Origin of the sequence: Rossellomorea aquimaris TF-12 (genome assembly GCF_001648555.1) — a bacterium.
Taxonomy (GTDB): Bacteria; Bacillota; Bacilli; order Bacillales; family Bacillaceae_B; genus Rossellomorea; species Rossellomorea aquimaris.
The window spans coordinates 181467-195306 of the sequence record NZ_LQXM01000029.1; the positions used below are offsets into that span (position 1 = coordinate 181467).

The 13840-nt window shown below is 34.5% G+C and carries 16 protein-coding genes; all 16 read left to right on the forward strand.

Features of this window, described 5'->3' with window-relative positions:
• Positions 1-51: 51 nt before the first annotated feature.
• Entirely contained in the window at positions 52-183 is a 132-nt protein-coding gene (locus tag IQI_RS21205; RefSeq protein WP_268874499.1) for a hypothetical protein, read from the forward strand.
• Between the two features lie 274 nt (positions 184-457).
• A complete protein-coding gene (locus IQI_RS14435) occupies positions 458-1945 on the forward strand; it encodes a Na+/H+ antiporter NhaC family protein (RefSeq protein WP_064093354.1) in 1488 nt (495 codons plus the stop codon).
• Between the two features lie 538 nt (positions 1946-2483).
• Positions 2484-2609: a hypothetical protein gene (locus IQI_RS21210; RefSeq protein WP_268874500.1), complete on the forward strand. Its 126-nt coding sequence runs from the start codon at positions 2484-2486 to the stop codon at positions 2607-2609.
• 151 nt (positions 2610-2760) lie between these two features.
• Entirely contained in the window at positions 2761-3078 is a 318-nt protein-coding gene (locus tag IQI_RS14445) for a hypothetical protein (RefSeq protein WP_064093356.1), read from the forward strand.
• Positions 3079-4050: 972 nt separating this feature from the next.
• Positions 4051-4707: a Type 1 glutamine amidotransferase-like domain-containing protein gene (locus IQI_RS14455; RefSeq protein ID WP_064093358.1), complete on the forward strand. Its 657-nt coding sequence runs from the start codon at positions 4051-4053 to the stop codon at positions 4705-4707.
• A 304-nt stretch (positions 4708-5011) separates the two neighbouring features.
• Positions 5012-5242: a hypothetical protein gene (locus IQI_RS14460; protein ID WP_082892728.1), complete on the forward strand. Its 231-nt coding sequence runs from the start codon at positions 5012-5014 to the stop codon at positions 5240-5242.
• Between the two features lie 476 nt (positions 5243-5718).
• Positions 5719-6360 carry an HD domain-containing protein gene (locus IQI_RS14465; protein ID WP_064093360.1) on the forward strand — a complete coding sequence of 214 codons (642 nt, stop codon included), beginning with the start codon at positions 5719-5721 and terminating at the stop codon, positions 6358-6360.
• Between the two features lie 29 nt (positions 6361-6389).
• Positions 6390-7025, forward strand: a complete 636-nt coding sequence (locus IQI_RS14470; protein ID WP_064093880.1) for an HAD family hydrolase — start codon at positions 6390-6392, stop codon at positions 7023-7025.
• A gap of 208 nt (positions 7026-7233) precedes the next feature.
• Positions 7234-8052, forward strand: a complete 819-nt coding sequence (locus tag IQI_RS14475) for an SDR family NAD(P)-dependent oxidoreductase (RefSeq protein WP_064093361.1) — start codon at positions 7234-7236, stop codon at positions 8050-8052.
• A gap of 177 nt (positions 8053-8229) precedes the next feature.
• Positions 8230-8556 (forward strand): MazG nucleotide pyrophosphohydrolase domain-containing protein, encoded by a 327-nt coding sequence (locus tag IQI_RS14480; protein ID WP_064093362.1) that lies wholly within the window; start codon positions 8230-8232, stop codon positions 8554-8556.
• Positions 8557-9520: 964 nt separating this feature from the next.
• Positions 9521-10219, forward strand: coding sequence for a YetF domain-containing protein (locus IQI_RS14485; protein ID WP_408007589.1), 699 nt, complete (start codon positions 9521-9523; stop codon positions 10217-10219).
• 1145 nt (positions 10220-11364) lie between these two features.
• Positions 11365-11775: a hypothetical protein gene (locus tag IQI_RS14490; protein WP_064093364.1), complete on the forward strand. Its 411-nt coding sequence runs from the start codon at positions 11365-11367 to the stop codon at positions 11773-11775.
• 142 nt (positions 11776-11917) lie between these two features.
• The gene (locus tag IQI_RS14495) at positions 11918-12280 is read left to right on the forward strand and encodes an NIPSNAP family protein (protein WP_064093365.1); all 363 of its coding nucleotides are present in this window, start codon (positions 11918-11920) and stop codon (positions 12278-12280) included.
• Positions 12281-12372: 92 nt separating this feature from the next.
• Positions 12373-12696, forward strand: a complete 324-nt coding sequence (locus tag IQI_RS14500) for a hypothetical protein (protein WP_064093366.1) — start codon at positions 12373-12375, stop codon at positions 12694-12696.
• A gap of 236 nt (positions 12697-12932) precedes the next feature.
• Positions 12933-13256 (forward strand): hypothetical protein, encoded by a 324-nt coding sequence (locus tag IQI_RS14505; RefSeq protein WP_231893431.1) that lies wholly within the window; start codon positions 12933-12935, stop codon positions 13254-13256.
• 163 nt (positions 13257-13419) lie between these two features.
• Entirely contained in the window at positions 13420-13779 is a 360-nt protein-coding gene (locus IQI_RS14510; RefSeq protein WP_197489757.1) for a DUF4304 domain-containing protein, read from the forward strand.
• Positions 13780-13840 lie beyond the last annotated feature (61 nt).

Genomic DNA, 13840 nt, shown 5'->3' on the forward strand with positions numbered 1-13840 from the left:
AAATAATTAAGGTGAAATGATGTATAGATTCTTAAAAATGGGGGTATTCTTATGTGGATTTTTTCAGTACTTATTGTTGTGGGTGTTGGGACAATTGTTGGTTTTTTGAAAGAACAATTTAAACAAAATAAAAGAATTATTGAACTACTTGAAGAGATAAATCAAAACAAAACAAATAATTAGCACAACAAATGGGTGTATTAGCAACAATGGGTATTTGAGGGTGCGTTCCACTTCATGTGCCTTGCAACGACTTCACAATCCAACTTTTGGTTAACTATATGTGGTATTTGTATTCCTCTTTCTATTATTTATCGGAAACAATGCTGAGATTAAGGATGAATTGACTCTTTTGGTTGAAGGGTCCGGTTTTCTGAACCGTCGGAATCCGTCATGATTAGGATTACGCCATTATCAATGATAAACTAACAAATACAACAGCTTAGGGGGGAAAGTCATGGATAAGAAACAAAAAGAGGAAGTAATTGATGATGCGATAGGACAAAGGTCGATTGAGCGGCTTGAGTTCAGGGGTGGAGTCTTTGCTGCCACCATTCCACTTGTATTCTTCATCATTTGGGCGATTACATTAAGTGTAGCGGAACTGGTGACGGAAGAGGCTCTCGTCTTGGGGATGGTCATCGGGATTGCTATCGGACTGTTTTTCTGTAAATCGAAGTGGTCTGATTATGCACAAAGCTTATTTTCCGGCATGGCCCAGCCGATTGGTGTCATCGCGGTCATTGCCTGGTTCTGGGCGGGGATGTTCGCGAAATTATTGTCTGCAGGCGGATTGGTCGATGGTTTGATCTGGTTTGGATTTCAAACGAATCTGGAAGGTGGCCTGTTCGTAGGTTTAACCTTCTTACTGGCTGCATTATTCTCCACAGCAGTTGGAACAGGATATGGAACGGTAGCCACATTTGGGATTTTGATGTATCCTGCAGGGATCATTCTAGGTGCAGATCCTGTGGTATTGCTTGCGGCGGTTCTTAGTGGTGCGGTGTTTGGAGATAATCTTGCTCCTGTTTCTGATACCACGATTGTATCTGCCACCACTCAGGATGCTGATGTACCGGGGGTTGTGCGCTCCAGGTTCAAGTATTCCATTGCTGCCGCGATCCCGGCATTGCTCCTTTTTGTATTATTGGGAGGCGGTGGAGACATGGGAAGTCCTGCTGCTATGGCGCAGCTTCAGGAACAGGTGTCACCAAACGGTCTGCTCTTATTGATTCCTTTTGCGCTTGTTCTGTATTTGGCCTTATCCGGTCACCATTTGCTCACTTCCCTTACTTGGGGAATCGTGGCATCCATTGTATTTATCTTCATTACCGGGACTCCTTTTACAGAAGTCATTCATATTTATAAGAACGATGCAGGTACAGCAGTGGTAGAAGGTGCCTTGATGAACGGGATCGGTGGCTATTTTAATATGGCGATATTGATCTTGTTTATCCTGGCTGCTGCTCATCTGATGGAAGCGGCAGGAACGATGGAAGTCATCAAGAATTTCTTCCTGAAATTGATTAACAATGTGGTACGGAGAGCAGAATTATCGATCTTTGGAATCGTCGCTTTCTTAAACATTTTCATCACGATCAACACGGCTGCGGAAATTGCGGCGGCACCGTTTGTTCGTAAAATCGGGAAAGAGATGAATATACATCCATACCGGAGAGCGAATTTCCTGGATACCGTTTCTTCTTCATTAGGATATATTTTCCCTTGGAGTGGCGGGGTCCTGCTCGCATGGTCGACGATTAAGGGAGCGGCCAAAGACTATGATTTCCTCCCGGTAGTCAGTCCGACGGAAGTGTTTCCCTTTGTATTCCAAGGATGGGGACTTCTAATCGTGATGCTGATTGCCGCATTCACCGGATGGGGACTGCGATACAGCGGTAAAAATGGTGAAGAAATCAAGCCGAAGGATTATCAGTCACACTGATAAGGGGATCAGGTGCGATGAAAATGACAGGGTTGTAGGAAACTAAGTATTTAAAGAAACTTTACGATCCACAGGTCAAAGGTATAAGGAAGGCAGAGTACATTCCCACTGCCTTCCTTATTTTATTAATTTAAATGGAATCTATCAGATTCCATTTATTCGTTAAGAGGAGATTGAAAGTTGAAAAAAAGGTTATTGTATTTGCGATTTTGGTTGTTTGCAATTTGTTTTACATCCTTTTGGCTTTTGTATGGCTGTTTTGTATTTATAAAGAAATTAGTGATAGAAAATAACCTTGATATTCAACCTTTGTATTTAATTCTAGGTATGTTATTACTCTTTTTTCAGTCTAAAAACGAATATAGTAAAGCAAAAAGTTAATCTTCCATTAACGGGGGCTTATCCGGAATAAGGATAAGCTTCTTTTTTGTTTGAAGTTTTTCTTGAGTAAGTTACTCGATTTTGAAATAATTGGTATTAAGTTAAAGGGCATGATAGCGGAATAAAAAATTAAATTTAATTTTAAGGGGAGAGACTAATGGAGAAGGATACATTAGAACTAATTAAGGTTGGAAGTTTAGCAGTTATAGCAATTAGTTTGGCTATTATTGCTTGGCGAATGGGCGATGTGGTTAATTATCTATACGATATAGCTTTGTCATAAAACTCTTTTCTGAAAAATATTAACCTTCTTCTTCCATTATAGGGGCGATTGCTGAAGATCGATATGGTGATGTTTTATTCAAGAATCGTGCAGGTATATGAACAAACTATAAAAGTGTGGGTGTAAAATAATAATATTGGGGTGCGTTGGAGTGAGATCTAAATTTAATAATATATTGCTTGGTCTTGTTCTATTCGCTATTATTTTGTATGTTTATCCAATTGGAAAATTAGCATTCACTGATACTCAAGTTACTAAATCCCTACTAGTAGAGGAGTATTATGTAAAAATATCTTCTGATGATTATGACTTCGATGTTTTCCGAGATTATATGGAAAGTAGAGGTTGGAAAGAAAACGGAGATAACCGTATGGGTGGTTTGTATGTTTTTGAAATGAACGGTGAAAGAAAAGAAATAATAAACACTCAAATAAAAACAATTTTTGTTAATGGTAAACTAAATTTTTAATGCCCTGTTTAGCTAACGGGAGCATAGCAATACCTATTTACCAGAATATCGATACCTTTACCATAAATGAGTTATTTAAATCCATCGGTTACACATTGTATGAAGCAGAAACCATCAATTCAGTTATTGGATTAGCTCAAATTCTTGTAATGGTTCCTGTATAACTTGCAACAGCATTTGGGATGTCTTTAATACCAAGCATAACCTCAGCATTTATTAGTGAAAGAATGATAGAACTAAATAACAAGATTAGTCAAACTATCCAAATTCTATTGTTCTTAACTCTCCCGGCTGTTTTTGCATTGTATACTGTAACTGCTGCTATAATGCAAGGGATTAACAGGCAGAAGACATTGATCACAGGAATCTTGTTAGGAGTTATTTTCAAAATAGTTTTAAATTTTCTATTTGTAACATTTTTAGTTGAAAAATGGCTGCCTATTTTAGCTACATACGTTGGTTTTGCTGTATCCTTTTTTATAACGTATTGATTATTAAAAATACGATTCACTTTAAGATATGTCCACTACTAAAGACCTTAAATGCAGTTTTCTTGTTGGTAATTGTAATGTCATGCACTGTTTGGTCTGTTAAATTTCTTTCTGAAAGCTGGTTACCTGAAACTTTAAGTTTATATTCTCGTTCTCTACTTATATCTATAATATCAATTTTCATAGGTTTGGTTGTTTTTCTTGGTATAGGTATGAGACTAACTCAAGTAAAGAACCTTTTGCCAATAAGTAAAAATTTTAAAAGGCATTAGTTTCTATATTTCAATAAAAACTGGGAGCACCAGTAGCAATAACAAGGTCGGCTAACTCTTTATTCAATTAAAGGGCAGGTTAACGGAAGAGCGTTGTTTAACTTGTGTTCAACAATCGATCCTTATTGAGAGTATTTTGTTAGTGATAAGAAAACAGAATGAGTGACTCAAGGAATAAATGGTTTTTACACTTTGCTATGGGGGTACTTATGAAAACTCACTATTATTTAGGTTGGTTTAACAATTTCTTTCCAGAGAATCTGGGCAGGCTGTTACAGGAGGATATAACTGATAGAAAATCGCTTGCTATGATTAGCTCGAATCCATCTATTTATTACGATGATGGTGCTACTGAACGCTCGTGGCTTGACCAGGCTGGCATTATGTTTGATGAATATCATTTAATTAATTATCGCGTACAGAAGGAAGTGGCCCAAACGATAATTCAAAATGCTTCAGTCATTTTATTGTTGGGAGGGGATATTCTTAAACTAAATAATTTTTTGAAGGAATATGAATTATCGGATTTGATAAAAAAAAGCAGCGCCGTTGTGATGGGAGCAAGCGCTGGTGCAATCAATATGTCCGCTAAATGGTTAAGCTCAAAAAACTTTGGAGATAAAGTTGAGATGAACTCTGTTTATGACGGAATCGGTCTTGACAATTTTTCCGTCCTGTCTCATTTTGATCTTGAAAATAACATGGCTCTGGTTCAAAGCGAACTATCTCTCCTATCGGAAGAAATAGATATTTATGCATCGAACAAAGATTGTGCTTTACGTGTAAAGGGAGACAAAATCGACGTTATAGGCAATGTTTATTTGCTTTCCCATTCAAAGATTCAGAAATTGGATGAGACGATCTAGTTTTAGTGAATGGCTATGGTTTAATTGAATTTATTTCTTTATTCAAAGCCTTTATTATAAATTTAGTGAAGGGGAATTAGATAAAATAGTATTGTCCGAAAAGCATAGATGTGCAGAACGGTCTACTGCAATCTGGTTGAATTTGCGTCTCTTTTTTCTTTTTCAACTAAAGGGGGCAATAACTGAAGATCAGCTAATTGTTCAGTATATTGACCTTCTTCATTTATCAGGCAGGTTAGTTGAATAATTAAAAAATATTATTCGGTAAAAAATAGAAATTTTAAATAGTGTAGGGGGATTTATGGTGGCAATTATACCAACGTTATTAATACTATTGATTTTAGGTGGCTTAATCTATGTTGTTGCAAGAAAAACTGATAAATCAGGGTTAAAGTTTATGCTACTTGGATTAAGTATAATTTTATTTGGAGGAATTATTGTAGTTGATAGTAATTCAGATTTAGGAAGTTTTGAATACTTAATTGTATTTACTGGTCTAATATTATCTGTTGTGGGTTTCGGAAAAAAGAATTAAAAACTATTCAATTAATGTGAGCTTATCCAGAACAGGGTAAGCTTTTTTTGCGAGAAATTATCTTGAGTAAATTGTTGTATTTTGAAATAATTGGTATTAAGTTAAAGGATCAGCTTAATACAATAAGGGTTCAATCATGATAAATATAAAAAATACATAAAGGAGAGTGCGAAACATGATTTATTGAAGAAAAATGTACAAAGGCGCTCCAAGTATCTTAGAAGATTTTAACGAGCATTTTAATAAAACGCTTTTACCAACTATTTTTACAATTTTTATTATATTGCAGTTCTTTTTTTAATGTGGTTAATTAAAAAACTTAACTCTTAAGGTGGAGTATTATGGCAAAACGTGAAATGCATTTTGCAAGAATTGATTTTGATAAGTTAAATGCTTAAGAGTAAAGTCCATACAAAAGAAATCTAATGATTTACTTATTAAGGATACTCTTCTATATATGAAAGTGAGGGATTTGTATTAAATATATATTGGATAGAGCCTATGCAAATGATGTATTATCCTGGGCGTATCAACAAAACCCAGGACCTTGGTACAATCATTCTTTGAATGTCGCTAAGGCTACAGAAAAAATCATCTTGGAGTTAAACAAAAATGGGCATGACCTTAATAGTACTCTTGCATACAATGCAGCTCTTCTGCACGATATAGGGCGATTTAAAGGCTTTACTGAATCTGTTATACACTCTTATGATGGTTATATGTTTATGAAGGAATTAGGGTATATGGGTAACGCGATTATTTGTGTAACACACTCTTTTCCTTGCCGAAATGAAAATATAGAGAACGCGGCAAATTGGAGTCTTATTCCTGATTATATGAAAAAGCAATTACTTGAAATACTTGAAGAAAATCACGACTATGATTTATACAATAAAGTAATCACGTTATGCGATGCTCTTGCAGATGCAGAGGGATTTAGTATTCTTGAAAAGAGATTAATATCAGTGGGTTTACGTCACGGAACAAATCTAAACACTACTTCTCATTGGAAAGGATTTTATAAAATAAAAAAAGAATTAGAAGACTTGATTGGAAGGAGTATCTATTCTCTATTACCGGAAATTGAAAAGTCAATATATACAAATATTGATTATTAACCTTATTCTTTACTAAAGGAGTGTTAGATATAAAAGCTATTATCTTTGATTTTGACGGGACACTTGCTGATACATTGCCTGTATGCTTCTATGCTTTCCAATCTGTTTTCAAAGAGTTTGATGATAGAAAAGTTGATGTAGAGGAAATAAAAGCTATGTTTGGACCTTCAGAAACAGGAATCATTCGAGCGAATTTATTAAATAACAATCATAACCAGGCAATAGAACATTACTATGAAAAATACGATGAAATGCACCATCATTTTGTCCCTAGTAACGAGGAGATAAAAAGTTTATTAAGAAAGTTAAAAAAACAGGGCTTTAAGCTAGGGATTGTAACAGGAAAAGCAAGGAGAAGTTTAGATATTTCTTTAACCTTATTAAGAATGAACAACTTGTTTGACGTAATTATTACCGGTGATGATGTTAAGTTTCCTAAACCGCATCCAGAAGGAATTATCAAGGCATTAGATCAGTTGGATATAGATAATTCTAATGCTGTTTTCATAGGGGACAGTGATGCCGATATTTTGGCTGGAAAAGGAGCAAATGTATATACCATTGGAGTACAGTGGCTTCCAAACTATCAGTCTGTGGAATTTGAGGTTCAACCAGACCGAATTTTAAAGAGAGTGAAAGAGTTAAAGACTTTTGGATTAAACTAAAAATGAATTATTGTGAATCTTTTTCTATTGTTTTCGTATTTTTTTATATGTTGATTACACTTAATTTAGGTTCAAGATACTGTTAATTAACTAAATTTTGGATTAATTATTGGAACATTGGTTTTTGAAATTAAAGAAAGTTACAGATAAGTTGGAGTAAAATTCGGTTAGATGTAATGTGAGAGAGTTTACCAATGGAGGAGCAAAAATGAAACCATTACAAGGGAAGATTGCTGTTGTAACAGGTGCATCTCGTGGAGCGGGTAGGGGAATTGCTTTCGAATTAGGCAGTGCAGGGGCAACGGTGTATGTGACAGGTCGGAGTGTAAAGGGGGAAACAACCGATAATCGACCAGAAACCATTGAGGAAACTGCCGCTGGTGTCACTTCACGAGGTGGCAAGGGCATAGCAATACGATGTGATCATACAAGCGACAAGGATGTAAAAAAACTGTTTAAACAAATAGAAAGGGAATACGGTCGGATCGATATTCTAGTCAATAGTGTATTTGGTGGTTCCGAAAGTTCTCTACCCTCAGGAGATGGACGACATTTTTGGGAACGACCACTGGAGCATTGGGATGCTATGATGGTTGCTGGACCTCAAGCGTATCTCCTAACTACTCGATACGCTGTACCTCTGATGAAGCAACACCATAATGGGTTAATTGTAAATATCACATTTTTTATCAAGGACAAAATTTCAGGTAATTTATATTATGATCTAGCTATGAATGCTATCAATCGAATGACAATAGGAATGTCAAAGGAATTAAATGACTTCAACGTTTCAACCGTTGCTGTTTGCCCAGGTTGGATGAGAACAGAAAGAGTTATAAATTCAGGTTATAGACCAGAAGATGGAACAACGGAAACAACAGCATATGTAGGCCGTGCAGTTGTAGCATTGGCAACAGACTCCAAGGTATCAAAGTTTTCTGGCGACGCAATAATGGTGGCTGAACTAGCGAGAAAATATGGCTTTACCGATGTAGATGGAACTCAACCTTTGCCATTTGAAGGATAATCAGCTTCCTGTACAATATAATCTCCAGCTTTATCAATCTTCCTTTATAGGGCGGGTTAGTGAAATTATTGCATTATACAAAACTGTATTTTAAGGTCATGACAATCTGTACTATTTGAAAAGCTACTTATTGTTGAATAGTTAATAAGAAAAATAATATTAAAAGTGAGGATTCATATGAAGCAATTAACATTCCATGAGTTACAGAACTACCTAGTACTAAAATACAAAGAAGGACGCACTTCATCGGCTTTGTTTATGAAACTAGTAGAAGAAATTGGTGAGGTAGCAGAGGTACTAAACCAGTTAGAAGGTCGAAAAGAAAATTCAGGAAATACTTCTTTAGAAAAAGAGTTAGTTGATGTTATACATTACGCAGTGGCCATTGCGAGCATAAATGATATTGATTTAACAACGTCTATTATTAAAAAGGATAAACAAGCTGCAATTAAATATAATCAATCTCCAAATTTAGAAGAATTTTTAGAAGTACAAAATAAATAACATTAGCATAGAAAATAGGGGATATTTAAAACTATTTAACTGACAGGAGAATTAACTGAAGATCAGCTAATTATTTTCAAGATATTAAAGATTACGAGTTACTTAAGAAAAATCTTGCAGCAATATCCCCTAACAATGAACGTTCTTATACAGATGAAAAGAATGAGTTAGTTAATGATATATTGCATAAAATGTCATTTTCACCTCTAGCAAACGGGGAAATCTGTAAGTGATTTTTAATTTAAACTACGGCATGAATCTTCCTATTCCTCTTTGCTTTTTAAATCAAAGGCATTTGAAAATCTTGGTTTTAATTTTGCCTGGTGAAAAGAAATATGAATACACCATTCTAACAAAACTTCGAGGTATTGCTTTTGTCCTGCTATTTCCATGCATCTCCATTCTGACAATATTACCGATCTAGAAAAGGTAAGTTGTCCCTAGGTAATGATGAAAGTTGACTTTTCTAATAATACATTTCACGAAAGGCATTTCCCCTGTATCTTTCACATAACAATTCCTTAAACTTTATATTTGTAATTTCAACCTATACTTTGCTCTGTTATTGTCCAATAGGGGAATATTTGCCCTTTTCACTGCTATCGTACATATATTTATGAATTTGGAACATAATGTAAACAAATTTGAAAATAAGGAGAGATTCTATAAATAGACCTAAAAGATTTTTTAGGGGTGGATGAAATAAGCAAGCATAATAAATGAAGAATGTTTGGAAAAGTGCTTTCTAAACCCAATTATTTAAAAGCATTTTCATGGGAATGAGGTGTATGTATCAATCAATTTAGATAGAATTCGGTCCCTTAGTTAAAGAGTTTTAAATCCAATCACTGAGTATGAGGTGCTCATTTATATAAGGAAAAAGGCTGTCATGTTTTCGGGAATTTGGTTTCGGAATATTTTTTGTAATTCTAAAAAATAAATATTTACGAAAGGTAGTATTAATGTGCATTTTGGACAAATAACTATAGAACTTCTTGTTGGCCTTCTTGCTTTATTATGCGTGACTAGAATATTAGGGAAAACACAGATTGATCAACTTACTCCCTTTGACTTTATTTCAGCTCTGGTTTTAGGAGAACTTGTAGGAAATGCCGTTTATGACTCTGAAGTAAAAATATGGTCTACTCTATACGCAATAACTGTGTGGACTATTTTAATTTATATTATTGAAATATTAACACAAAAATGGAGGGGCACTCGAAGCTTTTTTGAAGGCAATCCATCCATTATCATACGAAATGGACATATTGATAGGCAACAGTTAAAGAAGAATCACTTAGACATCGATGAGTTACAGCAAATGCTTAGGCAGCAGAAAGATATTTTTTCGTTACGTGAAGTGGAATATGCGATATTAGAGCCTAACGGTAAAATAAGCGCCATAAGGAAACCGAAATATGCATCGCCTACAATTGAAGATTTAAGTTTAAAACAAAAGGCTGTATATATGCCTATTTCGTTGATCAGTGATGGTTATGTGGATAAAGATAATTTAAAGAAAGCTGGATATGATGAAAATTGGCTTCTTAAACAACTCACAAAATGGGATATAACAGAATTTGAAGATGTTATGTATGCTGATTGGAAAGCAGATGAAGGATTTTTTTGCTTAAAAATGAATAAAGAGGTCAATAAAGTTTAATAACGAATATAAATATGAATCGATAAAAATAATGGGATATGGTTCAATTATACGGCGCTTTAGTTGAACAAAGGGGGCTGCTGCAGCATACCCTTTTGTTTTTCAACATACGGGTATTGTAAATAGAAACAAAGTCTACAAAAACAGCCTTTGAATAATGTAGAATGAGTTCCAAAGAATACAATAGTAAAAAATTCAAGAAACCTGATCTCCCTATGTCATACATTACTAATGTATCATCGACAAATGATGAGGCTATTTTCATTGGCTAATATAATTTGTCCAATTTGCAGAGAACAAAACAACTGTATGGCAAGAAAAGTAGAGCAGGACAACTGCTGGTGTGATAAAGAAGTAGGATTTCCAAAGGGGTATTTGAGTTAGTTCCTAGAGAAAAGAGGAAAGCAATGTATTTGTAAAAAATATTTAGATAAATTTAGGCAAGAAATGGGAACCGTAAAATAGTTACTAGTTATAAACCTTCAATCTTCAAGATTAGTAAATACATACAACATTATATTAAATATTGGGTTAACGAATCAGGATGGTTGATTAAGATGTAAGTCTAATAGAATTGGAGAGAGGAGAAAATAAAAGTACCTGTATACGTGATACACAACTTAATGCTAGTGAGGAACATAAATATCCATATTTAACTGGATGGTTTGGTTTCCTTACCATAAAAATTAGTTACATTTATAACTCGACCTTGGGATTAGGGTGGAAGATAAAGAAGATTATCCTGATGGTCCAGCACATTATCGTCAAGTTGTGTAGGCCAACTTGCAAATAATGTTTATTAGAGTTTAGGATTACTAGTTATGTTCATTTATTGATCGTAACTGTTTTTTTTATGGCTAATTTAAAGGATTTTTAAACACATAATTTGAGATGTTGATGTTTATACATAATGCTGATCTCTTTAACTCTTAATAATAATTCAATGTGTTGTTGCATTAAAGGGCCAGTTAATTGAAGATAGTCATTGCCTTAGGTTTGAATATTTGAAATAATTGGTAGTAATTAATAATTTTTGGAGTGAATAAAGTATGCCGCCTTAATAAAATTGAGAGAAAGGATAAATTTGATCCATATGAGGAATGCCCTTTTTGTTATATATCCGATTTGTTGGGAGTGATTGTTAAATGAAATATCAACAAAAGGATTTCACAGAAGAACTAAAGAAAAAGATTAAAAATACTGAATCGGCATTAAAAAAGCATATCGGAAAATTGTTAAATGAGAATAAATCTGTTTTTGCTAAGAAGAACTTAGAATTTGATGCAGATTTCGATAAAGAAGGCGATGACCCTTTTGTGCCAGGTTACAGTTCCTCAGTTGCAATAGGTATTTCTCTTAAAACTGACAAAAAGGGAGACCCAATTGACTTACATATTATAAAAATATGGGAGTGTGAACGCACTCTCTTAGGTATTCCAGTCTCAAAAAACATACCAGGAAGTAGGATTAGCGGTGAGCTACTTGAAGAATCATTTGAAGAAATTATAGAGGAATTAAAGGATTATATTGAGGATGTATTACAAGAAGTAAATTAACGTACTCCTTCAACAAACGAGGGCAATAGCTGAAGATTATCATCTGATCTTCAGCTATTCGTTTATTCGATTAAAGGGCAGGTTAATGCAATAAGAGCTCAATCATAAATAAATAAAAAACACATAAAGGAGAGAGTGAAACATGATTTATCGAAGAAAAATGTACAAAGTCGCTCCAAGTATCTTAGATGATTTTAACGAGCATTTTAATAAAACGCTTCTACCACCCCAGCTTAATTATGGTGCAAGGTTAGTTGGCAGATGGATGACTAGAGAGAATGATGGTGTTATAGATATTTTTGCAATATGGGAATATGATAGCTATGAAGAATATGAAATTATTGAAAATAAAGTTAAAAGTGATGAAGAACACGTTAAGCGTGTCCAGAATTGGTTTCAAAAAATGGGCGGACGAGAAAAATTAAAAGAAGTATTTTTTAATATTGAACAAGATTTTATAGAAACAACTGTTCCTTTAGATAAAACTATCATGTCTCAGATGTAATTATGCTTGTTACTCTAAGTGGGCGTTTGTTGAACATGCAGCCGCGCACCTTGTTCAAATAAAGGGCAGGTTAATTGAAGAAGAAATGAGGTGTGGTAAAAATTAAAAGACTATTTTTAGGTCTAACAATCCTTGTGTTTATATTGTGTGGCTGTTCGAATAGTGAGCAGGTTAAAGAAATAGAGATTAAAGATAAAGCGGGTTCATTATTTATTCAAAAAGTAGAAAACGATACATCTTCTGAAGAGTTGACTAAGGTAGTGGATGATAAGCAACTAATAGAACAGGTATTGGCTATGATAGAAGGTCTTGAAGTCAAAAAAATCAGCTCGGAAGAAGCAGTGGAAAAGATGAAAGGATCTAACACGTATATGTTTGCTTTTTTAGAAGGCAAGGAAATAGAATCGGGTAAATAAGCACCGTTCGCTTTTTATGCCTTGGAAAATGGAACCTTCATTTTCCCGTACAGTGATTTTAATTCCCCACAAGAACCCCTTATTACAGTCGAAAGTCAGAAGGGATTATTAGATGATATTAAGCAGTTGTTTGAGCTTACATTTTAGAGCATTATTAAACAAACGGGGGCGTTTGCCGAACAAGCAGTCGACACTTTATTGTTAAATTATTGGGCAGAATAGCAGAAGAAGGATTTATGAAATTTCAAGATGTGATGACTTTGATTAGAGTAATTTTAGAATTATTTTGTATAATAGCTATATTTTTAATTTTGGGAGCAATTTTAGGGGGAATCCTTAATTTAATTTATAGTAGTATAGGAGTAAATGTGGAAAATACAAACGGAGGTTGGTTAGCAAGGATTTCCATTTTTATATTTCTCTTTGTATTGTATAGAAATAAACTCCAATTCTCTGGATTTTATAAGGGAGAAAAACAAGTGAAACTCCCGAGGAAGGTAAGTGTTCCTCTTGTTTTTTGTTCCATTCTGATGATTATTATTGCTCCGATCTTCCGCTAAAGGGGGCGTTTGCTTAACAAGAATCCGCATCCCTTCAGTTAGATCAGCAAACTTTTGGATCTTCGGGTAACGGGCAGGATAATTTAAGAGTAAAGAGAAGATAAAAATTAGCTTTAAGGTGATTATTATTGGTGAGATAACCCGAAAACAATTGACTGATTGCTTGAAGCTTGTACTAAAAAAGCAAGGTTTTAAGAAAACCAAAACAACTTGGCGGAAAACAACAGATGACTTGATATATGTCCTTAATATACAGGGTTCACAGTGGAGTGAAGAGGACTACTATATAAATGTGGCTTTGTATATAAAGGCTATTGGAGAAGAAGAAAATCCACCTGAATATCGTTGTCATATTAGAGGTCAGATTGAGAACGAGGTGTACGTCTGTTCTTCAATTTACGAAGAAGTTTCGAATTGGTTTGAAAAATATGGTGACATTGAAAGACTTAGAACACTTTGGCGAAAAAGTGAATTACCCTTAATGGTTACCGTTAATGCTCAGAATTATCTTAATGAAAGTTAACTAACACGAGCTGCTACAGCTGAAACTCAGATAACTTGTCTGCGGCACTTCTTTTGTTCCA